The 23171-nt window shown below is 34.0% G+C and carries 26 protein-coding genes; 18 read left to right on the forward strand and 8 right to left on the reverse strand.

Annotated features, from left to right (window positions below):
* The first annotated feature begins 58 nt into the window (after nucleotides 1–58).
* The 9 genes from GQ40_RS05625 to GQ40_RS05665 all read left to right on the forward strand — a co-directional run bounded on the left by GQ40_RS05625 (nucleotide 59) and on the right by GQ40_RS05665 (nucleotide 8140).
* A complete protein-coding gene (locus GQ40_RS05625; RefSeq protein WP_047546514.1) occupies nucleotides 59–823 on the forward strand; it encodes a ParA family protein in 765 nt (254 codons plus the stop codon).
* On the forward strand, nucleotides 823–1722 hold the full coding sequence (locus GQ40_RS05630) for a ParB/RepB/Spo0J family partition protein (protein ID WP_047546517.1): 900 nt from the start codon (nucleotides 823–825) through the stop codon (nucleotides 1720–1722). Before GQ40_RS05625 ends, GQ40_RS05630 begins: the two co-directional genes overlap by 1 nt.
* The gene (locus tag GQ40_RS05635) at nucleotides 1712–2311 is read left to right on the forward strand and encodes a DUF5683 domain-containing protein (RefSeq protein WP_047546520.1); all 600 of its coding nucleotides are present in this window, start codon (nucleotides 1712–1714) and stop codon (nucleotides 2309–2311) included. Before GQ40_RS05630 ends, GQ40_RS05635 begins: the two co-directional genes overlap by 11 nt.
* Before the next feature lie 2 nt (nucleotides 2312–2313).
* Nucleotides 2314–3015 carry a 4-hydroxy-tetrahydrodipicolinate reductase gene (dapB, locus tag GQ40_RS05640; protein WP_047546522.1) on the forward strand — a complete coding sequence of 234 codons (702 nt, stop codon included), beginning with the start codon at nucleotides 2314–2316 and terminating at the stop codon, nucleotides 3013–3015.
* A gap of 62 nt (nucleotides 3016–3077) precedes the next feature.
* The gene (gene lepB / locus GQ40_RS05645; protein ID WP_047546524.1) at nucleotides 3078–4658 is read left to right on the forward strand and encodes a signal peptidase I; all 1581 of its coding nucleotides are present in this window, start codon (nucleotides 3078–3080) and stop codon (nucleotides 4656–4658) included.
* 15 nt (nucleotides 4659–4673) lie between these two features.
* Entirely contained in the window at nucleotides 4674–5981 is a 1308-nt protein-coding gene (locus GQ40_RS05650; RefSeq protein WP_047546526.1) for an AAA family ATPase, read from the forward strand.
* Nucleotide 5982: 1 nt separating this feature from the next.
* Nucleotides 5983–7215 (forward strand): tetratricopeptide repeat protein, encoded by a 1233-nt coding sequence (locus tag GQ40_RS05655; protein WP_047546528.1) that lies wholly within the window; start codon nucleotides 5983–5985, stop codon nucleotides 7213–7215.
* Nucleotides 7212–7832: a WbqC family protein gene (locus tag GQ40_RS05660; protein ID WP_047546530.1), complete on the forward strand. Its 621-nt coding sequence runs from the start codon at nucleotides 7212–7214 to the stop codon at nucleotides 7830–7832. Before GQ40_RS05655 ends, GQ40_RS05660 begins: the two co-directional genes overlap by 4 nt.
* Entirely contained in the window at nucleotides 7832–8140 is a 309-nt protein-coding gene (locus tag GQ40_RS05665) for a DUF6122 family protein (RefSeq protein WP_047546532.1), read from the forward strand. Before GQ40_RS05660 ends, GQ40_RS05665 begins: the two co-directional genes overlap by 1 nt.
* 13 nt (nucleotides 8141–8153) lie before the next feature.
* On the opposite strand, the gene GQ40_RS05670 is transcribed toward GQ40_RS05665, so the two are convergent.
* The 8 genes from GQ40_RS05670 to GQ40_RS05700 form a co-directional block, all read right to left on the reverse strand.
* Nucleotides 8154–9182 carry an endonuclease/exonuclease/phosphatase family protein gene (locus GQ40_RS05670; RefSeq protein ID WP_047546533.1) on the reverse strand — a complete coding sequence of 343 codons (1029 nt, stop codon included), beginning with the start codon at nucleotides 9180–9182 and terminating at the stop codon, nucleotides 8154–8156.
* 9 nt (nucleotides 9183–9191) lie between these two features.
* Entirely contained in the window at nucleotides 9192–10079 is an 888-nt protein-coding gene (locus GQ40_RS05675) for a rhomboid family intramembrane serine protease (RefSeq protein WP_047546535.1), read from the reverse strand.
* On the reverse strand, nucleotides 10076–10828 hold the full coding sequence (locus tag GQ40_RS05680; RefSeq protein WP_047551538.1) for a rhomboid family intramembrane serine protease: 753 nt from the start codon (nucleotides 10826–10828) through the stop codon (nucleotides 10076–10078). Before GQ40_RS05680 ends, GQ40_RS05675 begins: the two co-directional genes overlap by 4 nt.
* 6 nt (nucleotides 10829–10834) lie before the next feature.
* Nucleotides 10835–12694: a DNA mismatch repair endonuclease MutL gene (gene mutL, locus GQ40_RS05685; protein WP_047546537.1), complete on the reverse strand. Its 1860-nt coding sequence runs from the start codon at nucleotides 12692–12694 to the stop codon at nucleotides 10835–10837.
* Entirely contained in the window at nucleotides 12694–12981 is a 288-nt protein-coding gene (locus GQ40_RS05690; RefSeq protein WP_047546539.1) for a hypothetical protein, read from the reverse strand. The genes mutL and GQ40_RS05690 overlap by 1 nt, the downstream gene beginning before the upstream one ends.
* Nucleotides 12982–12985: 4 nt before the next feature.
* Nucleotides 12986–13198: a hypothetical protein gene (locus tag GQ40_RS17570; protein WP_156115521.1), complete on the reverse strand. Its 213-nt coding sequence runs from the start codon at nucleotides 13196–13198 to the stop codon at nucleotides 12986–12988.
* A gap of 260 nt (nucleotides 13199–13458) precedes the next feature.
* Nucleotides 13459–13941 (reverse strand): 6,7-dimethyl-8-ribityllumazine synthase, encoded by a 483-nt coding sequence (gene ribH / locus GQ40_RS05695; RefSeq protein ID WP_047546541.1) that lies wholly within the window; start codon nucleotides 13939–13941, stop codon nucleotides 13459–13461.
* A 24-nt stretch (nucleotides 13942–13965) separates the two neighbouring features.
* On the reverse strand, nucleotides 13966–14745 hold the full coding sequence (locus GQ40_RS05700; RefSeq protein WP_047546543.1) for a tetratricopeptide repeat protein: 780 nt from the start codon (nucleotides 14743–14745) through the stop codon (nucleotides 13966–13968).
* Between the two features lie 120 nt (nucleotides 14746–14865).
* On the opposite strand from GQ40_RS05700, the gene recF reads away from it, so the two are divergent.
* From recF to GQ40_RS05745, 9 genes are all read left to right on the forward strand, one after another.
* Complete coding sequence (recF, locus tag GQ40_RS05705) at nucleotides 14866–15945, forward strand: DNA replication/repair protein RecF (protein WP_047546545.1); 1080 nt, start codon at nucleotides 14866–14868, stop codon at nucleotides 15943–15945.
* On the forward strand, nucleotides 15942–16379 hold the full coding sequence (locus tag GQ40_RS05710; protein WP_047546547.1) for a hypothetical protein: 438 nt from the start codon (nucleotides 15942–15944) through the stop codon (nucleotides 16377–16379). Before recF ends, GQ40_RS05710 begins: the two co-directional genes overlap by 4 nt.
* A 54-nt stretch (nucleotides 16380–16433) precedes the next feature.
* Nucleotides 16434–16730 (forward strand): DUF721 domain-containing protein, encoded by a 297-nt coding sequence (locus GQ40_RS05715; RefSeq protein ID WP_047546549.1) that lies wholly within the window; start codon nucleotides 16434–16436, stop codon nucleotides 16728–16730.
* Between the two features lie 189 nt (nucleotides 16731–16919).
* Nucleotides 16920–17732 (forward strand): metallophosphoesterase, encoded by an 813-nt coding sequence (locus GQ40_RS05720; protein WP_047546551.1) that lies wholly within the window; start codon nucleotides 16920–16922, stop codon nucleotides 17730–17732.
* A gap of 57 nt (nucleotides 17733–17789) precedes the next feature.
* Complete coding sequence (locus GQ40_RS05725) at nucleotides 17790–20204, forward strand: penicillin acylase family protein (protein ID WP_047546553.1); 2415 nt, start codon at nucleotides 17790–17792, stop codon at nucleotides 20202–20204.
* A 1-nt stretch (nucleotide 20205) separates the two neighbouring features.
* Nucleotides 20206–20559, forward strand: a complete 354-nt coding sequence (locus GQ40_RS05730; protein ID WP_047546555.1) for a hypothetical protein — start codon at nucleotides 20206–20208, stop codon at nucleotides 20557–20559.
* A gap of 111 nt (nucleotides 20560–20670) precedes the next feature.
* Nucleotides 20671–21396, forward strand: coding sequence for a hypothetical protein (locus tag GQ40_RS05735; RefSeq protein ID WP_156115522.1), 726 nt, complete (start codon nucleotides 20671–20673; stop codon nucleotides 21394–21396).
* 137 nt (nucleotides 21397–21533) lie between these two features.
* Complete coding sequence (locus GQ40_RS05740) at nucleotides 21534–22088, forward strand: hypothetical protein (protein ID WP_156115523.1); 555 nt, start codon at nucleotides 21534–21536, stop codon at nucleotides 22086–22088.
* A 154-nt stretch (nucleotides 22089–22242) separates the two neighbouring features.
* Nucleotides 22243–23124 (forward strand): T9SS type A sorting domain-containing protein, encoded by an 882-nt coding sequence (locus GQ40_RS05745; protein WP_047546561.1) that lies wholly within the window; start codon nucleotides 22243–22245, stop codon nucleotides 23122–23124.
* Nucleotides 23125–23171 lie beyond the last annotated feature (47 nt).

Raw genomic sequence — 23171 nt, forward strand, 5'->3', positions numbered from 1 at the left:
ATCGTATTTTTACGCTGGAGAAATTTTAAATCTCTATCTAACAAAACCAAATCATTTAATGGGTAAAATCATTGCAATAGCCAATCAAAAAGGAGGCGTAGGTAAAACGACAACTTCAGTAAATTTAGCAGCATCATTAGGTGTTCTGGAAAAAAAAGTATTACTTATCGACGCAGATCCCCAAGCCAACGCAACATCTGGTCTGGGAATTGATGTAGAACAAGTTGAAACAGGTACCTATCAATTATTAGAGCATACAGCATCTGCAGAACAATGTATTATAGCTGCAGATTCTCCAAACGTTGATATTATCCCTGCACATATAGATTTGGTAGCTATTGAAATTGAACTTGTAGATAAGGACGAACGTGAATATATGCTCAAAAAAGCGATTTCACATCTCAAATCTTCTTACGATTATATTTTGATTGATTGCGCTCCATCTTTGGGATTATTAACCTTAAATGCACTAACCGCAGCAGACTCAGTAATCATTCCAATACAATGCGAATATTTTGCGTTAGAAGGTTTAGGCAAATTATTGAATACCGTAAAAAGTGTTCAAAAAATACATAATCAAAACCTTGATATTGAAGGTATGTTGCTTACCATGTTTGACCAACGTTTACGCTTATCAAACCAAGTGGTAGAAGAAGTACAAAAACACTTTAGCGATATGGTTTTTGATACGATCATTCAAAGAAATGTGAGACTTGGCGAAGCACCTAGTTATGGCGAAAGCATTATAAAATACGATGTGAGCAGTAAAGGTGCGACAAACTATTTAAGTTTGGCCAAAGAAATTATAAATAAGAATAACTAATGGCGAAGGCTACAAAAAAACAAGCATTAGGCAGAGGTTTGTCGGCATTGCTGAAAGACCCTTCAAATGATATAAAATCTGCTCAAGATAAAAATGCCGATACTATTATTGGCAACATCGTTGAGCTGGATATTGATTCCATAGACATTAATCCGTTTCAACCACGTACAAACTTTAATGAAGAAACGCTAAGGGAATTGGCTTCCTCTATTAAAGAGTTAGGGGTCATACAGCCTATTACGGTTAGAAAACTTGAGTTTAATAAATTTCAACTGGTATCTGGTGAGCGACGTTTTAGAGCATCTAAATTGATTGGGTTAACTACTATTCCTGCCTATATTAGAATTGCCAATGACCAAGAATCTTTAGAAATGGCTTTGGTAGAAAATATCCAACGTCAAGATTTAGATCCTATTGAAATCGCACTTTCCTATCAACGTTTAATTGATGAAATTGCACTCACACAAGAGCAAATGAGTGAACGAGTTGGTAAAAAGCGATCTACTATTGCCAACTATTTACGTTTATTAAAATTAGACCCTATCATTCAAACGGGAATGCGTGATGGTTTTATTTCTATGGGTCATGGTCGCGCTATGATCAATATTGAAAACCAAAATGACCAATTAGATATTTACGAAAAGATTATTACTGAAAAACTATCGGTAAGAGCAACAGAACAGTTGGTTAAAAACTATAACAGTCCTACGGAGAAAAAGCCTATAGAATCAACCGAACTGCCTAAATTTGTTAAAAAAGGCATAAAAGAATTTTCAGAATACTTTGGTCATAAAATAGGCGTTAAAGTGTCTAAGAATGGTAAAGGTCAAATTACGATCCCGTTTCATTCCGAAGAAGATTTCAATCGTATAAAAAAACTAGTCCAAAGTGCTAAATAAATTAGTCTATAGCTGTCTTTTCTTTCTCATTTTTGGTAATATCGCTTTTGCTCAAGATGATGAAAAAGCCGATGAAGTTGACACAAGTTTAATGGTCGTTCAAGATTCTGTTACAGCAAAAAAAAGAGAACCGCTCAATGTTCTTGCACCATCAAAAGCTGCCTTCTACTCTGCTGTTCTCCCAGGATTGGGACAAGCTTACAACAAAAAATACTGGAAAATTCCACTCGTTTATGCTGCTATTGGGATTCCTGCTTATTTATACATTAAAAACGATAAGGATTACGATTTATATCGTGATGCTTATAAACGTAGGTTGGCTGGATTTCCTCAAAATTCTGAGGGTGATCCATTTCCAAATGTATCTAATGACGGACTTATAAGAGCACAACAAACCCTTAGAAGAAACAAGGAACTTGCTTTGCTATTCACTATTGGCATGTATGCCCTAAATATCGTAGACGCCAATGTAGACGCCCATTTATTGCAATTTAATGTTGATGAGGATCTATCATTACGACCGCATTTTAAATACAATGAAATGGAAAACAACACCAATCTTGGCCTTACACTAAATTTTAAGTTCTAACTATGAAAATTGCATTATTGGGTTACGGAAAAATGGGAAAAGCAATTGAAGCTATTGCCATTGAACGTGACCACGAGATTGTTTTGAAAATTTCCAGTGCTTCGGAAAATTATACACTCCAAAATTGTGATGTTGCCATAGATTTCAGCCTTCCGTCCTCTGCTGTAGCAAATATCTCTAAATGTTTAGAATCTGGAGTTCCAATAATTTCTGGCACTACAGGATGGCTCGATGATTATGATAACGTTATTTCACTCTGTAATTCCAAAAACGGAACTTTTTTGTATGCTTCCAATTTCAGCTTAGGTGTTAATATTTTTTTCGAACTGAACAAAACATTGGCAAAGTTGATGGCGAAGCTTCCGCAGTACAAGGTAGATGTCGAAGAAATTCACCACACTCAAAAATTAGATGCTCCCAGCGGAACAGCAATCACGTTAGCCAAGGACATTATTGAATCAACCAATTACGAAAACTGGACGCTAGATACCCCAAAGCCAAACGAAATTGGCATTACAGCTAAACGTATTGAACATGTGCCAGGTACCCATGATATCAATTATAAGTCTGAAGTTGATAGTATTCAAATAACGCACACCGCTCATAGCAGAAAGGGTTTTGCTTTGGGAGCTGTAATTGCTGCGGAATTTATTCATGACAAAAAAGGCGTATTCACTATGAAAGACGTCCTAAATATTAATTAACTTGCGTTATTATTGTTAGGATAATAAATAGTTTAAATCATTTACAAAATCAACTTATAGATATGTCAATTACACAGTGGTTAATTTTTATTCTGGTCATTCAAATCATTCACGGTTTAGGGACTTGGAAACTGTATATCAAAGCCGGAAGACAGGCTTGGGAAGCATTCGTACCTGTATATAATTCGGTGATTTTGATGAAAATCATTAAACGCCCTTGGTGGTGGACGATTTTACTTTTTGTACCCATCGTTAATTTAATTATGCTGCCTGTAGTTTGGGTTGAAACCGCTAGAAGCTTTGGTAAAAATGAATTTTTAGATACATTTTTGGCGGTTATAACTTTAGGGTTTTACAATTATTATCTTAATTATGTTGCAGATGTTCAATATGTTGAGAATAGAGATATCCATCCAAAATCAAGTTCTGGAGATTGGACGAGTTCTATATTATTTGCTATTGTAGCAGCAACCATAGTTCATACGTATTTTATACAACCATTTACAATACCGAGTTCGTCTTTAGAAAAGTCCCTGTTAGTAGGTGATTTCTTGTTTGTAAGTAAATTTCATTATGGTGCGAGAGTACCAATGACAACCGTTGCTATGCCTATGGTACACGATACCATTCCGGGTTTAAATGTAAAATCATACTTATTTAATGATAATTATGAAGAAAGAAATACCTCTTGGAAAAATAAGTTGCAATTACCATATATGCGACTTCCAGGCTTTGAAAACATTGAGCGTAATGATATTGTAGTTTTCAATCAGCCAGCAGATACGCTTTTAAACATGAATATTTTTACACCAGACCGTAATTATTATAAGCCTATCGACAAAAAAACAAATTTAGTTAAACGATGTGTTGGTATTCCAGGAGATTCTTTAGAAGTTAGAAATGGATATGTTTATATCAATGGAAAATTAAATGAGTTGCCAGATCGTGCGAAATTACAGTTTGCTTATGATATTACGCTTAAGGGTAATGTTAACAATTATGCAAGACTCATGGAAATCTTGAAAACTTATGATATCACAGATAATCCTTATCAAGTTGAGGAAGGTATATTTGTTATTCAAGCGACTGAAGAGGCTGCAAATAAAGCAAAAAACCATCCTAATATTGCAAGTATAACAAGACGTATTGCTCCAAAAGGGGAAAACGGTAATTTATTTCCTCGAGTGGCTCAATATCCTTGGAACTATGACAACTTTGGGCCTATTTATATTCCGAAGAAAGGAGAAACCGTAGAATTAACCATGGAAGTCCTTCCTCTCTACAAACGTCTTATCGGAGAATACGAAAGAAATACTATTGTAACGCGAGGTAATCAAATTATCATCAATGACAAACCAGCGACCTCTTATACTTTTAAGCAAGATTATTATTGGATGATGGGTGATAATAGAAATAACTCTGTTGATGCTCGTGCTTGGGGCTATGTACCTTTTGATCATGTGGTTGGAAAACCTGTATTTATTTGGATGAGTTGGGACGGATTAAAAAATCCGCGGTGGGAACGTTGGTTTACAACTGTAGGAGGATCTGGAAATCCTGTATCTTATTTAATTCCTTTTTTAATTTTATTGGCTGCTTGGTTTGGATTTAATGCATGGAGAAAAAAGAAAAAAGCCAACTAATTAAATACGATTTCAATGGATAATTCACTTTTAGAAAGCTTATTACAGGCTTTAGAGTTTTCACCAGACAATGTGCCTTTAAGAATTCAGGTTGCAAAGATTTACATGAATAACTTTAATTACGATGAAGCAGAATCACATCTCGTTAAAGTTTTAGATAAAGATGATAGTTATGCAAATAAATATTTATTGGCCAAATGCTATTATGAGCAATCTAAATATAATTTAACCGAAGTCATTTTAGAGGAACTTATAGAAAAAAGTAACAATATAAAATATTTAGAACTCTACTGTAATTGCTTGATAAAACTAAATAATCATTCTGAGGCATTAGAAATTTACAAATCCATTTTAGAAAACGAACCTACCTATTATAATCAAGAATTCGACAGTATTTTCAAAGTGGCAACATCATCCTACAATGATGATGATTTTATAGATGATGATGCCATGACTTTTTTAAAAAAACCAACAATAAACTTTGGAGATGTTGGTGGTATGGAAAAAGTAAAAGAGGAAATAGACTTAAAAATCATTAAACCTCTGCTCCACAAAGATCTGTACAAAGCCTATGGTAAAAAAATTGGAGGAGGTATCCTTTTATATGGTCCTCCAGGATGCGGAAAAACCCACATTGCAAAAGCTACAGCAGGAGAAATAAATGCCAATTTTATCAATGTTGGGATTAATGATATTTTAGATATGTGGATGGGTAATTCTGAAAAGAACCTACACGAAATATTTGAAACAGCTAGAGAAAATAAGCCTTGTGTTATTTTTATAGATGAAATAGATGCACTTGGCGCAAATAGAAATGATATTAATAAAACTACAGGCAGAACGGTCATTAACCAGTTTTTATCTGAGCTGGACGGTATTGATTCTGATAACGACGGAATTTTAGTATTAGGTGCCACAAACGCACCTTGGTACATAGATCCTGCTTTTAGAAGACCTGGTCGTTTTGATCGTATTATTTTTGTTGCTCCTCCAGATGCTGAAGCTCGTAAATCTATTTTTGAAATTCAGTTAAAGGAGAAACCGGTAAAGGATATTGATCTTGGTACTTTGGCTAAAAAAAGTGCTGAATATTCTGGAGCAGATATCAAAGCGAGTATCGACATCGCCATTGAGCAAAAATTAATGGAATCGTTTAAAGATGGAATCCCTAAACCACTTGCTACAAAAGACATCGTTAAGGCATTTTCAAAAATGAAACCGTCCACAAAGGAGTGGTTTACATCTGCAAAAAACTATGCGCTATACGCCAATGATTCTGGACTTTATGATGATATTCTAAGCTATTTAAAAATCAAAAAATAGTATGGAAAGCCCAAATTTAGAAAGAGGTATTCAGCTATTCGAGATTGGTCGCTACAAAGATGCTATACCTTACTTTCAATCGGCAATTTCAGAAAACATAGATAACTATACCGCTAAATTTTTACTGGCCAATTGCTTTTTTCAAGTTGACAATATTGAAAAAGCATTCTCTTTAACTTTAGATTTAAGACAAGATCAACCCAATGATCCTGGTATTTATTTCCTACTTTCCCAATTGTATTTGCACAAGGAAAATGATAAAGAGGCACTTATTCAAATCAACAAGGCCATAGAGATGGATCCTTATAATGAGAATTATTTCGGACAAAAATCTTACGTTCTATTATATCAAAAAAAATATGCAGAAGCTTTAGATTTTGCAAATGAAGGCCTAAGAGTCAACGCAAAGAGCATTTTTTGCTTAAATGCAAGAACGACAGCTTTGACTAAGCTAAAACGAAAAGACGATGTTACAAGTACTATAAGTAATCTACTTGGTGACGATCCAGAAAACGCATATTCTCATGCGAATGCAGGCTGGAGTTATTTAGAAAACAATAATACTCCGCAAGCTCTAATTCATTTCAAAGAAGCTTTAAAATTAAATCCAAATTTAGAACACGCGAGAAGCGGTATGCTAACTGCAGTAAAATCTAAAAACAAAATTTACAATTTGTATTTGCGCTACGCATTTTGGATGGGTAATAAATCTGAAAAAAACCAATGGATTTTCATCATCGGTATATATTTAGTTTATAGGTTTTCAGTAAAAATGCTATCTGCAACAGGTATGACCTACCTTGCTATACCGTTAATCATCGTTTATTTATTATTTGCATTGGGTAGCTGGATTATGGATCCATTGTCAAATATGCTTTTATTATTTGATAAATTTGGTAAATTTTTACTTGACAAAAGAGAGAAATTAACGGGTCAAGTTATGTTTGGGCTACTTTGTGCATCATTACTAATGCTAGTAGGATCATTAATCACTAAAAACGAAAGCTTTACCATTTTGTGCTTAACATTTTTAGCTGCAATATTACCGTTGACAAGAGGTTGTTCTTCGGAAAAAAAGAATCCAAGATTAATCAATATTGCCTATGGATCGATCATGATACTTATAGCAATTGTTGGCACTGCTATTGGAATGCCTTTAGGCGATATAGGTCTAGCGGTTGGAATCATGTTTATTGCCTATACCTGGATTGGCAATTTTATTAGCAGTTTATGACAACTCTTTTACATCCAGTTTTCTTTCCAAACGTGGCGCATTTTGTAGCTATGATTAAAGCAGATGGCATTGTATTTGAAGTTTGTGACAATTACCAAAAACAAACCTATCGTAACCGTACCTCTATTTATGGAGCTAACGGTAAGATAGACTTAAACGTACCTGTTGTGTATTCGCAAAAAAATAGGCAACTTTATAAGGATGTTCAGATTTTTAATACCGAAAATTGGCAATCACAACATCTCAAATCTTTAGAATCTGCCTATCGTACATCTCCTTTTTTTGAATTTTACATCGATGATTTGATGCCTCTTTTTACTTCGGAAGCAAAAACAATCATGGACTATAACTTTAAATGTTTAGAATTAATATTTGAATGTTTACAACTTCCGTTTAAATACGAAACTACTGTTAGTTTTGAACTTGAACCAGAAGGTGTGATTGATGCACGTTCTTTGGTGAATTGTAGAAAGGAAATTCCGCAGTCAATGATACCCTACGCACAAGTTTTCGATGATAAACATGGTTTTTTATCCAATTTGAGCATCTTAGATCTATTATTTAACGAAGGTCCAAATACAGAGTTGTATCTTCAGTCTCAAAATCTAAATTTGTAATGCTTCGAACGTCTATTCATTACGGGATTCATTTTCTAGTTCCAGTTATTGTAGCGCTTCTGTTTTTCAGAAAAAACTGGAAGATGGCATCACTAATTATGCTCTCTGCAATTGCCATAGATCTTGACCATCTTTTGGCAAATCCTATTTTTGATCCAACACGATGTAGTATAAATTTTCACCCACTTCACTCCTACTATGCCATTGGCATTTATGTACTACTAACAATCATTAAAAAAACGAGGGTCATTGGGTTGGGGTTACTCATTCATATTTTGGCAGATTTGGTAGATTGTGCCATGATTTAAAATTACAAATCCTCTAATTTGATTTCAATTTCACTTTTGCCATCACAGGATAATGGTCGGAATATTTGACATCGTAAGTCTTAAAAGCATTGATTTGAAAAGCGTCATCTACAAATACAAAATCAATGCGAACAGGGAAAAATTTAAAATCAAAAGTACGTCCAAAACCATTTCCTGCTTGTTTAAAAGCATCTTTCATGTCTCCTTTTATCTCTTTATAGACGTAAGAATACGCAGTATTATTGAAATCTCCTGAGATAATCATTTTATACGAACATTTCTTTTTGTGTTCTAAAAATTGCTCTGCCTGCGACTGTTGCATTTTAAATGTTGAACTCACGCGCTTGAATAAATTTTCAGAATTCTCGGTAGATAATTCCTCTGCTGTAGGATCAATTCCTAACGATTGTAAATGCACATTGTAAATTCTAATCGTGTCTGCTCCTTTTACAACGTCAGCAAAAATGGCATTGTTTGATGTATTCGGAAACTCTATGGATCCAGAATTGATAATAGGAAATTTGGTATATATCGCTTGACCATTCTTTACTTTATTACCCGAGAGTTCAATATGCTTGTACGGAAGTGCTGATAAATCTATGTTTTCATCGGGTCTATATTCTTGCATGCAGAGTATATCGGGATTTTTTTCAGAAATAAATTTAGATATATGATCTTTTAGATTGGGATCTTTTATCCAATCAAAAGCATTAAACAAACGAACGTTATAATTCATCACCGAAATATTCTCTGTATCAACTACATTTTTAGATGTTGTTAGTTTATACAGTGAAAACACGTAGTTATAACCTAATGCAAGTACAACAAGAGACACCAACATTTGCTTTTTCACTTTAAGCAACCAATAAATAACAAACAGGATATTTATAATGATCAAAAAAGGTACTGCCAAACTAAGAACCGATAAAAATGCAAACTTATTTGGCTCAGCATAAGGTAAGATGTAAGATAAAAGCAATGCAAATGCCATCAATGAATTGATGACGAATATAAACTTCTCAAAAACCTTAAGCTTACCCATGGAGTGGTCTTAGTTCTTTCCCGCTTTAAATAAAAATGCTTTCTCTTCTTTTGTTAAGCTCTCATAACCACTTTTACTAATCTTATCGAGAATGATATCTATTTTCTTTTGGCTATTAAATTCATTGAATTCTTTTTTATCGTGACCAGCATAAGTTCTCTTTTTGCTTTTATGTACTGTCTTTAAAGATGATTTAGTTTTGAACAAACCAGTTATTCTATCTAATAAATCTTGAAAACCTATACTCCAGTCTTTTCCTTTTTCTAATTGCCAAGTCATAAAGTAACCAAAAAAAGCACCACCTAAATGTGCTAATTCCCCTCCCGTGTTATTCATTGGGATTGAGGATATAAATAGTAAGGTATATAAACCTGCAATAACCCATAGCGGAATTCTAAGTACACCAAATAGATTAAACGTATAGCTCGGTGACTTTGCTGTAGCTCCAAAAAGTATTGAAAATACCGATGCGCTGGCACCAACTAAATAAGAATCTGTTCCTTTTAAAGCTGGGAACAAATTGTAGGATATTGCAAATATTAATCCTGCGAAGAGTCCGCCTAAAATATAGTATGCAACAAATTGCCTGACGTTGAAAAATGTTAGAAAAACTCTTCCGAAGAAATATAAACCTAACATATTTCCAAACAAATGCATAAATCCAAAATGTAGAAAAAAGTAGGTAAAAAACGTCCAAGGCTTAAAGATCATTTCCTTAAAATTTGAAGGAAGTGCAAAATAATCTGCCACAAACACATTAAAACTACCTTTTGTACCTAGAAAATAAATAGCACCTATTAAGGCTATAACTCCAAATACGATTACGTTTATGAAGATATATTTTTCATTAATCGCAGATAATTTATATCTATTTTTAAACTCTTTAACCAAACTCATCTATCCCAACGATTTTTATTAAACTGTGTTTTTTTCCAATACCACATAATTAGTGCTCCAACAACAGCTCCACCAACGTGAGCCATAAACGCTGTATTACTAGGACTAAAAAAGGATTGTCCCGTTATTGCTGATATCACATCTAGCAATATAATTCCCGGAATAAAATACTTTGCCTTAATGGGAATTGGTAGAAAAATAAGCATCAATTTAGCTTCTGGATTCATAATCCCAAAGGCTGCGAGTATACCCATAATACAGCCCGACGCTCCAACCATAGAAGCATTGAATATTGGATATGCCTCTTTTAGCAACATTAATTGTTCTTTGCTAATGTTTCCGATTGTCTCGTTTGAAGTAAACATCCCAACAATTTCATTACTTGTCAAACCCGATGATAATAACTCAGAATATAATGGTAAATAATTAAAATAATAATAGCCCAACTGAAATAAAACTGCACCAAGTCCAGCAGATAAATATAGAAACAAAAACTTTTTTGAGCCTAATTGTGTTTCTACAGCAGTCCCAAACATCCACAGTGCAAACATGTTAAATCCAATATGCATCAAATTGGCATGCATAAACATATGGGTAAAAATCTGCCATGGGTAGAATAAATCATTTTCTGGAAAATATAGAGCTAGCCACTGCATGAATAAGTTTCCTCCTCCAAGCGTCATTCTACCAATAAAAATGATCACATTTATAATTATTAAATGTTTTACAGTATCTGTAATACCTCTCATCATAACTTATATGAATTTTTTATCAAAATCATCAACACTCATGGTGATGAACGTGACTTTATTAGTTGGTGAAACCGTTGGTTCTTTACATCCAAATAAACTATTTACCATGTGCTCTTGTTCTTGTCTCGATAAGCGTTGACCTGTTTTTATGGCCAAACTTTTTGACATGGATTTTGCCAATAAGTCTGTTGCGCTAAAATTACTATCTGGCACTTCTTGCTCCACATCACTTATGAGTTGTTCTAAAATGATCGAAACCTCACTTTCTGGCACATTGATAGGTACTCCTGTAATTTCAATTTGTTTTTTACTGAAAGACGAAAACACAAATCCTGTGTGCTCTAAATCTTCCTTTAAATTTTGGAGAATATCCATTTCCGTAGAAGAAAAATCTAAACTCAAAGGAAATAGTAATTGCTGGCTCACAGCTTCTTTAACGGTTAAATGTTTTAAAAAGCCTTCGTAAAGAATTCTCTGGTGCGCACGATGTTGATCTAAAATCATCATCCCAGATTTTATGGTGCTTATAATATATTTATTGTGTAATTGGTAAGTGGTTTGAGTCGTTTCAAGTTGATTACCATCATTAAAAAGAGATTTGTGTTCTGGCTCACTTTCAAATTGTAATTCTGTGAAATTTTGACTTGATTTGGTGCCCTTAGATTCTAATCCCACATATAGACTTTCCCATTGGGTTGCAGGTTCCCTTTTATAAGATACATTACCTCTGTTTGATTTTCTATAAGACATTTCATCTTGAAATGGATTAAAAGAACGATCCACTTCTACCGTAGGTGAAGATGCGTTTTTATTCTCGAAATCATATGGTGTGTCCAGATTTCTATCGCGATCAAAATCTAAAACTGGCGCAATATTAAATTGACCAAGACTATGTTTTACAGCAGACCTCAAAATGGCATAAAGGGTATGCTCATCGTCAAATTTAATTTCGGTTTTTGTAGGATGTATATTAATATCTATAGATTTTGGATCTACAGTAAGGTTTAAAAAATAACTTGGATGACTGCCATCTTTTATCAAACCTTCAAATGCTGAACTTATAGCATGATTGAGATAAGCACTTTTGATAAATCTATTGTTGACGAAGAAAAACTGTTCAGATTTTGTACGTTTAGCAAATTCTGGTTTGCCAACAAATCCTGAGATTTTCAATACCTCGGTTTCTTCTTCAACAGGGACCAGTTTCTCGTTGGTTTTATTTCCGAAGATATTGACAACGCGTTGCCTATAATTGCTTTTTGGGAGATTGAAACTTTCACTCCCGTTGTGGTACATCGAAAATTCTATATCTGGATGTGCCAGAGCAACACGATGAAACTCATCAATGATATGACGAAGCTCGACGTTGTTTGATTTTAAAAAGTTACGTCGTGCAGGAATATTGAAAAATAAATTCTTTACGCAAAGCGATGTTCCTGTTGGGGTTACCGTAACTTCTTGTTTTTTGATATCGCTACCTTCAATTTCTATAATGGTGCCAAGCTCATCGTGCTCTTGCTTTGTTTTTAATTCAACGTGTGCAATGGCTGCAATACTTGCCAAGGCTTCACCTCTAAAGCCCTTAGTGTTGAGACTGAACAAATCTTCTGCAGAACGTATTTTAGACGTCGCATGGCGCTCAAAACTCAGGCGAGCATCTGTAGCACTCATACCTTTACCATTATCTATCACTTGGATTAGGGTTTTACCAGCATCTTTAATAATGAGCTTGATTGTGTGTCCTCCTGCATCAATAGAATTTTCAAGTAATTCTTTTACAACCGATGCTGGTCGCTGTACAACTTCACCTGCTGCAATTTGGTTCGCAACATGATCTGGTAACAATTGAATAATGTCTGCCATTAGCGTTCAATCGAGAATATCGATAAATCAAAATCTATCACAAATAAGAAAACCAAAATTAGAACACCAATTATAATCATGACTCGACGGTTAGCTCCGCTTTTGTCTTCATTATATTTATAATCTTCAACAGCATTGGTTAATTTGGTCTTTAAACCTTTATTACTGCCCACTGTAACTCTATAGTCGTCAAATTTGTGTTTTAATTCAAATGGGCTACCTTCTCCTTTGTAATATCTAGGTTGATAACTGTATCTCTTGTTTTTTCTTGTGTTTAAAATTCCCATGGTCTTAAGGTGTTTCGTAATGAGTTAATATAAACCATATCGCAATTATCATACCTAAAATCACTAAAAGTAATGTTAGTGATTTTCCTCGTGTTTTACGATACTTGCTTTCTCCTCTTACAGATTCCCATTGTGTTTTGATAGTATTATCATCTTTAGATTGTCTTAAACTTCTGGGAACATAGTTAAATCGCTTATATTTTCGTTGCTGAAACAAACTCTATTTTTTATCTAATGTATAATATCAAAAGTACAGAATTTACTAGTGAAATCGAGCTTTTAACTCCTAAAAATTGTTAACATTTTACTTTAAATACGAAGTACCGATGTTGTTTGTTATTGGTTTTTCTACGGAATTATAAATATTGAAATGGATACTAAAAATTTAGAAGATTAAGGGTTTCCGAAGTAAAACAAACCGCAATACAGTTTAAAACCATAAATACAATTCACAAATATTGGATGATCTAAAGGGAGTTACCTTTTACTTAACTCCGCCATTTTAATGGCTGCTATAGCTGCTTCGGTACCTTTGTTACCATGCTTTCCGCCAGACCGATCTATGGATTGTTGCTCATTATTATCGGTAAGTAAACAAAAGATAACTGGTGTGTTTGAAGTGACGTTTAAATCTTTGATGCCCTGGGTCACACCTTCACAGACAAAATCAAAATGTTTGGTCTCGCCTTGAATGACACAACCTATAGCAATGACAACATCTACGTTTTGCTCGATCATTTTCTTGCTTCCGTAGATAAGCTCAAAACTTCCTGGCACATCCCATTTGATTATGTTTTCAGGTTGTGCGCCACAATCTATAAGCGCATCGTAAGCCCCTTTAAATAGTCCGTTAGTGAACTTGTCATTCCACTCTGAAACAACAATCCCAAACCGAAAGTCCTTCGCGTTTGGGATTGTTGTTTTATCGTAGTTTGATAAATTATGGTTTGCAGTTGCCATGTTCTATTTCCGAAGAAAAATTAATTATGATTTACTACTTGCTTCTGCTCTACCAATAAATACATCAATATTTTTTGCTTGATCTGATGTAGAAAAATCAGATTTTATTCTCTTGTAATATTCTAGTGCTTTATCTTTTTTACCAATAGATTGCGCAACGTTTGCAGCCTTTAAAAGGTACATTGGTGTTGTATAATCGTTTGTTGAAGCATTGATTGCTTTCTCGTAGTACTCAAGTGCTTCTGGTAATTGATTTAATTGCACGAATGCATCACCCATACCACCTTTAGCAATTGGTCCAAGAACAGCATCCTCTGTTTCAAAATCACCTAAGTATTTTACAGCGTTTGAATAATCCTGAAGGTTTAGATAAGCCATACCTGCATAGTAGTTCGCTAAATTTCCTGCAGGAGTCGAGCCATATTGGTCAACGATATCTGTTAGACCCAATTTTCCTCCAACACCATTAAGTGCCAATGTGTATAAAGAATCTTTGTTTGTTCCAGTCACAGCCTCATCAAAAGATTTTTGAGCGGAGTACATTTCATTCATTGCCTCATCACCTTTTGGCTCTGCAATTAATTTTTGATAACCTAAATAACCTAGCACAATTAAAGCAACCACACCAATGAGTATAAAAATCCCTTTTTGGTTTCTTGCTACAAAATCTTCAGCCTTATTAGCGCCTTCATCAAGTGAATTAAATACTTCTGCTGTTGTAGAATCTTGCTCTGAAACTTCAATCGTTTCGCCTTTTTCCTTGATAGGCTTTGGTTTATATCCTCTTTTCTTGTACGTTGCCATAATTGATTATTTGTGGCGCAAAAATAAAATTTTTATTGGGATTTAAAAGGTAAATTATTTGTTATTTTTACTTCCGCATATAATAATGTCGACCAAACACCAATATTCCCTTTTAGTTTTATGATTTTAAACACGTTAAGCTTAGTTAATTATAAAAATTTTGAACAACAGGATTTCCAATTTGATACTAAAATTAACTGTTTTGTGGGTTCTAACGGTGTTGGAAAAACGAATGCGCTTGATGCAATCTATCATTTATCCTTCGGAAAAAGTTACTTCAACCCTATCGCATCACAAAACATTAAGCACGATGAAGACTTTTTTGTTGTAGACGGTATTTTTGAGAAAAACGATAAAACCGAAAAAGTTGTGGTTTCCTTAAAACGCGGACAAAAGAAAATGATCAAGCGCAACGGGAAAGCCTATGATAAATTTAGTGATCATATTGGCTTTATACCTTTAGTCATTATTTCTCCCGCAGATCGTGATTTGATTATAGAAGGTAGTGACACACGTCGCAAATTTATTGATAGTGTCATTTCACAGAGTGATAAGACCTATCTCAATAACTTGATCAATTACAATAAAATACTCTCGCAACGTAACGCTTTACTCAAATATTTTGCGCTCAACAATACCTTTAACTCTCAAACGCTTGAGGTTTATAATGAGCAATTAGATACCTACGGAAATGAGATTTTTAAAACCAGAGCATCATTCTTAGAGGTATTCATCCCAATATTTAAGGAACGTTACAAAGCTATTAGTAATAATAATGAAGATGTCAATCTAAGTTATAAAAGTGATCTTTTTGAGAATGAACTTAAAACCCTATTAGCGCAAAATATAAATAAGGACAAAGCCATACAATATACAAGTGTAGGGATACATAAAGATGATTTGATTTTTGAAATTGAAACGTATCCCATTAAAAAGTTTGGAAGCCAAGGCCAGCAAAAATCATTTTTAATTGCTCTCAAACTGGCTCAGTTTGATTTTATAAAACAAAAAAGTCACGTGACTCCTCTCCTATTATTGGATGATATTTTTGATAAATTAGACGAAAATCGTGTTGCTCAAATTATAAGTTTGGTTGATAATGATGATTTCGGTCAACTATTCATAAGCGATACACACGCAGAACGTACTGAAAATGTGGTAAAGCAAATTCACCAATCTTACAAGATATTTAAATTATGATTTATAAAAGATTAGTTATATTAATAATTACATTGTTGCTCTTCAGTTGCTCAAAAGATCCAAATGAGTTTTTGCCTCATATTTCCGGTTATTGGGAAATTGACGAGGTGACCTTAAGCGATGGCACAAAAAAAGAGTACAATTTTAATGACACGATAGATTATATTGAAATTACAGATTCGGTTTCTGGTTTCCGAAGAAAACTAAAACCAAACCTGTTTGGAACATTTGAAACGTCTCAAAGTGAGGAGAATTTCAGCATTAAAATAGAAGACGATAGTTTAAATATTTATTATACAACGCCTTATGCAAGTTGGAAGGAAACGGTTTTAAATGCCAACGAAAACCAACTTCTTATTCGCAACAATACCAATAAAGATGTGTATCTTTATAAACGTTACGAATCTCTTGATTTGGATCTGGAAACCGAATAAACCTAGTTTTCGTAAATATTGCGAATTGATTCATCAATATTCTCATAAAACAAAATGGCAAAACGACACAACGACAATTTACCAATTAGCGACATTCTTAAAGAATTTGTTGAAGCCAATAAGCTCCAATCTGGTTTGGATAAAGTAGATGTGAGAGACGCTTGGGCAAAAATGATGGGAAATGGCGTAAATAACTATACAACAGATGTTACTTTAGATAAAGACGTGCTGTATGTAGCTTTGAGCTCTAGCGTACTTCGTGAGGAATTAAGCTACGGAAGACAAAAAATCGTAGATATGCTCAACGAGTCTATTGGCAAAAAAGTGGTTAGCAAATTGGTGCTGCGTTAGAGTAATAAAATAACTGAGTCAAAAATAAGCCTATAATTCTGATTTTCTTCGGAATAAAAACCCACTGATACCTCCATATTCAAATAATAAAAAAAGTTCAAACTAAAATAGTTAGGGCTCTATAATGTATATAATCATTTATACCTTCGCACTTTTAAAATCCCAAATACACAAAATCAATTTCAACGAATGCCCAAATTATCCAGAAGAAAATTTATCAAAAGAACCATTTTAGCCAGTGTGGGTTTAGTAATATTTGATGCCTTTTGGTTTGAAAAAAACGTTATTGATTGGAATTATTTTGACATTTCCAAAAGCCAAAACAATAAGATAAAAACCATTCAAATATCAGATTTACATTTTGGTTCCCTGCGATCTGTTCATAAATCAATCGCAGAAAAAATCAATAACATCAATCCAGATTTAATATTTTTCACGGGAGATGCTGTCAATAGCACAGGCGAACTTAGTGCTCTAAACTCATTTTTAAAACTCATCAATAAGGATATTGTCAAATTTGCCATTATGGGTAACTGGGAATATGCTGGCAAAGTTGATCTCGAACAATTAAAATCTATTTATTCGGAAAATAATTGCGAACTCCTCATCAACGAGAATCGAAACATCACTCTAAAAAATCGTGATATTAATATTATTGGAATTGATGATTTAGTTGATGGTAGACCAAATTTCTTGAAGTCTGTTGAAAATTTAAAACCCTCCAAAACCAATATTGTTTTAAATCATTGTCCGCAATATCGTGACACCATAGCCAATCAACAAGGAGATTTAAAAATTGATTTGGTGTTGTGCGGTCATACCCATGGCGGACAAGTAACATTTCTAGGCTACGTACCTTTCACACCCATAGGAAGCGGTAAATATGTGAGGGGCTGGTACACAGATACCAAACCAAAAATGTATGTCTCAAAAGGTATAGGTACCAGTTTTTATCCAATTCGTTTTGGTGCTCGGGCAGAAATGGTTGAGATAGATTTATAATTTGCATTTATTAAAACAATATATTTTAGTAACTTCCAAATCAAAAACTAACCTTTTATGAAATACATCAAACTCCTCACAGCGTTTGTACTCACCATCGTTGTTTTTTATGTACTCAATACAAAATTGGGTTCCATCCCTCCAATTGGTAAATTTTTGGATCCTGTTGGTGGTGTTTGGCAAAATGATCGAGACGATGTTATCGACGGAAATATCAACATCCAAGGACTATCTGCTCCAGTAACCATTTATTATGACGAACAATTGATTCCGCATATTTTTGCACAAAACGACCTTGATTTGTATAAAGCTCAAGGTTACATTACAGCAAAACATCGGTTGTGGCAAATGGAATTTCAAACGCATGCAGCTGCAGGTCGTATTTCAGAAATTGTGGGAAGCGACGCACTCAACTACGATCGTACGGAACGTAGACGTGGCATGGGTTATGGCGCAGAGCAAGTCATTAAAAAAATGCAGGAAGATCCTGAAATGATCACATTACTTGAAGCCTATCGCGATGGTGTAAACAGTTTTATAGCTTCATTGAATGACAAAAGTTTGCCTGTAGAATATAAATTACTCGACTACAAACCCGAAGAATGGACCACAAAAAAAACAGCATTATTATTAATGTATATGACCAAAATGCTCGCTGGTGGAGATGATGATTTAGAATATACCAATATGCTGCGCAAGTTTGGCAAAGACCGTTTTGACCTGCTATTTCCAGACTTTTTTGATGTGAACGATCCTATTATTCCGAAGGAAACCGACTGGAGCTACATCAACGTCAAAAAAACCGAAACACCTCAAATTGAATTGCCTTTAGATACCATTTCGCAAACTATAGAAAAACCAAACCCAGATAATGGCAGTAACAACTGGGCAGTTTCGGGAGAAAAATCTGCGACCGGAAATGCTATTTTAGCCAACGATCCTCATTTGGGATTGAACCTCCCTTCCATTTGGTTTGTAATGCAATTGAGCACTCCAGAGTATAATACAATGGGAGCCACATTGCCTGGTGCATTGGGCATAATTTCAGGGTTTAATGAGCACATTTCTTGGGGAGAAACCAATGCGACACGTGATGTTTTGGATTGGTATAAAATTGAATTTAAAGACGATAAAAGAACGCAATATAAATATGGTGAAGGTTGGAGAGACACTACCGTTCGTGTTGAGGAAATTAAGGTTAATGGTGGTGAAACCGTTATAGATTCGGTAATTTACACCCATCATGGACCAGTAACTTACGACTCGAATTTTATGGGAAATAACGAAAAAGCAGGTTACGCTATGAGATGGATAGGTCACGAAGGTGGCAATAACCAGCGACCATTTTTAGATTTAAACCGCGCAAAAAATTATGACGATTACGTTAATGCACTCAAACAATATACTGCGCCTGCCCAAAATTTTGTATTTGCTTCTACTGAAGGTGATATCGCCATTTGGATACAAGGTCTGTTTCCTAACAAATGGGATGGTCAAGGGAAATTCTTAATGGATGGATCAAACCCCGAACACGATTGGCAAAGCTTTATTCCGCAGGAATTTAATGCACATGTCAAAAATCCAGATCGTGGTTTCGTAAGTTCTGCCAATCAGCATCCTGTTGATGAAAGCTATCCTTTTTATGTATTTAATGACGGTTATGAAACGTATAGAAACCGCGTAATCAATAACTTTTTACAAAGTAATAATAATATTAGCGTTGACGATTTTAAAGCACTTCATAATAACAATTACAATTTAAAAGCTGCGGAATTATTGCCCTATATTTTTGAAACGATGGATTCTAGTGATTTATCTTCGGAAGAAATAAAAATTTACAACCAAATCAAAGATTGGGATTTTAGCAACGATATTGAAAAATTAGGACCGAGCATTTGGTCAAAATGGTATTCTAAATTATATACTATTACTTGGGATGAGTTTGAAAGCGAAGAAGAAGCACTCACCTCGCCATATACCTATCAAACCATTTATTTGATGAAAAACAATCCCGATAACGAGTTTATGGATATTCTAGAAACTCCAGAACAGGAAACCGCTCAAGATTTGTTTCTCATTACATTTAAGGACACCGCAAAAGAACTTTTAGACTGGCAAACAGAAAATGGTGAGTACAATTGGCAAGCCTACAAAGGCACTCGTGTTGGTCATTTACTACAAGCTTTACCAGCATTTTCGAGATTTGACTTGCCTATAGGTGGTGATCGAAATATCGTAAATGCAACCTCTGCAACGCATGGTCCTTCTTGGAGAATGATTGTAGAAATGAGTTCACCACCTAAGGCTTTAGGGATTTATCCTGGCGGACAATCTGGAAATCCCGGGAGTGTCTATTATGATAATTTTATTGATGATTGGGCAATTGGCAAGTACCATGAATTACATTTTATGCAAGACAAAACCGTAACTAAAAAGATCATCGCAACACAAACCCTAACACCAACCAACTAGCATGAAGCAACATATCATCAACTTTGTAGTCACTATCATAATCGCGCTCATTTTATCCCAGTTTTTACCTTGGTGGTCTGTGATGGTCGCAGGCTTTGTGTCTGCTCTTTTTTTTAGACTGAAACGTGCTGCAATATTTCTCGTGCCTTTTCTTGCCATCTTTTGTTTTTGGGCAGTTTATGCCTTTATTATGAGTAGCGGTAACGATTTTACATTGGCTAAAAAAATCGCTGTCCTCCTACCACTTGGCGGAAACCCTTATCTCTTAATTTTAGTCACTGGATTAGTTGGTGGCATTTCTGCTGGTGTGGCTGGTATGTTTGGGAATGTTTTAGGTGTTTTGGTCAGGAAATAAGTTACTACAATTTCATGCAGTTAAATATCACTACTAGAGGTTAAGGATTTACTATTTTAGCGTTATATTGTGGATATACGTAATTACTTATATACAAGTGTTACCCAACATTTGAGAAAGACCTTTGAACATAACAACAAACTTCTAAAAATCCTCTTAAGGGAGAATATTTATTTTGTTATTGGTTTGATAATTATAACACCTATTTATTATTATCTGAAAAAAGGAGAGCAATTTGTTTTGGACTTTTTATTTGTCAAAATAATGTCTGTGATTTTCTTAATCTATAATCTACCGAATTTCATTATTTATTTTAACTATTACAAAGAAAATAAGAATACGAAAATTAAGATTGACACAGAAAACAACAGCATCGAAATTGTCAAAAACGGAGTATCAAAACAATATGAAATAACGGAAATAAAATCTTCAATTTATCATTTAGGAATTTATTACAAAAATCGGATTGACAACGCAATGCGCTGGAAAATGATAAACTCTGACCTTGCATACTGGGATTTAGAATTTAATAATGGAGACAGATATTATATTTCAAACTTAATTGTGGATTTTCTGCACGACGAACCAATTGTAGAGAATACAAAGTATAGATTTAGAATGTTTCAATACATTAACAAATCCGATTCTAAAGAAGCTTTAACTTTAAAACAAGAATTCGAAAGGCAAAAAGAAAAAAGTCTAACGAAAAAGTTTGTGGAAAAATTTGAATCAAAATCTGAAACGGAATTGAACGAAATTTTGACAAACAAATCAAATTATCAAAAAGAAGCGTTAAAAGCAGTTGAATTAATATTAAAAAATAAAAACGTTGGGTAACACCGTATAAAAAAATTGCTAGTTTTAGCTAAACCAAAGTTAGTTGCTTGTTTTCTAGCTTCTGATTTTCCTTCGGAAAATCCTCGCACACAAACACGCAACTTTCCTTATACATAATCGTTAGGCTTAATAAGAAAATGACACTCTTCGAATCATTAGAACATATCAAGAAACGACCTAAAATGTACTTTCAGGAACAGCTAACTTTAGCTCATTTAGAAGCTTTCATTTATGGCTACGAAACTGCATCGGAATCCAATGAGGAAATTTTCCCAAATGGAATGAGTTTGGTGTATTTTGATACTTGGTTGACTGGAGCAATTGGAAAAACTTTGTCTGGAAATAGAGGATGGCGGAAAAGAATTGAATACGTTACAAAAGATGAGAATCAAGCAGTAGAACTTTTCTTTGATTTGATATTTAAGTTTACTAATGGAAAAGTAAAAATAACCCAAAAAGAAACCGAACCGAAATCGCTAAAATGGAGTCGAGGCGATGGAAATACAAAACTTGAAGATTTTCAAGAAATAGAAGAAATAATTGTACGTTTCGAATTGTTAGAACACGAATTTTCTAAAACAAAATTTAAGATTGGATATAATGCGAATGATTTCAAAGTTTATGTTGAACCACAATTAAGCGGAAAAAATTTAATAACATTTAGATATACAGAAATTGAAGAAAATTACTAAGCCTAACACCGTGTAAAAAACATTGCTTATTTTAGTTCAATCGTTTGGGCATTGTGTGTTTGCCAGCTTCCGATTTTCCTGCGGAAAATCCTCGCAAGCAAGCACGCAACGTCCCTTACACATTAAAGTTGGCATGAATTAAAAAAACAAACCCATGAAAAACTCTCTACTGTTTATTACATTAAGCTTTTTCTCTTTTTCATTTGGACAAGAATTTAGCATTGAATTGTTTTTTGAAGATTCTGCAGGGAATCAAGACAGCATTATTCTTGGTTATGATGATAATGCAACCGATGATATAGATAATTCATTTAATGAAACTAATATAATCACAATTCCTTACAATTCTGGCTTAGATGTTAGAATTAGCGATGAACTACAAGCTCGAACTACTTATCCCAATCCAATTCCAGCTACATATCATACTAAAACACAAATATTTCAAAAAAACTGCCCAACAAACTTTTCTATCCAATCCATTGATATAGTAACTAATAATTGGCCAGTTTCAGTCACTTGGAATAATTTATTATTTGATGATGAATGTAGAAATGGATCAGTTTTCACAAGTATTAATCCAGGAGGATGGTGGGACACAGGAAGCCCAAGTGAATTTTCCAGTGGCTTTTACAGAGTCCAACTTTTTAATGAAAACAGTGTGACTTTTGACGATAATACTGAATACCCAGAATATGCAAACAATGAAAATTATGCTTATTTAACTGATGACAATACTGTTGTATCTGTTTTTTGGTTCACTTTTGGTAATGAGTCGTTATTATTAAACGTTGAAGAATACAATTTACCCAAACTATCAATCTATCCAAATCCAACAGATAGTAAAGTAACATTTGATATTAATACAACTAGTCTGGAAATTGAACATGTTGAATTATTTGACATTACTGGAAAAGTTTCAAAAATTAAGCTTGACAATGACTCAATCAATTTGGAGAAATTTGAAAATGGAGTTTATTTCGTTCGCTTAATATTTAAAAATGGAAATACTTTATTGAAAAGGATTATTAAAAAATAACGACATGCTAACTTAAGACGTGAATAATTCATTGATTTGGTCGTTGC

The organism is Psychroserpens sp. Hel_I_66, from assembly GCF_000799465.1.
Taxonomy (GTDB): Bacteria; Bacteroidota; Bacteroidia; order Flavobacteriales; family Flavobacteriaceae; genus Psychroserpens.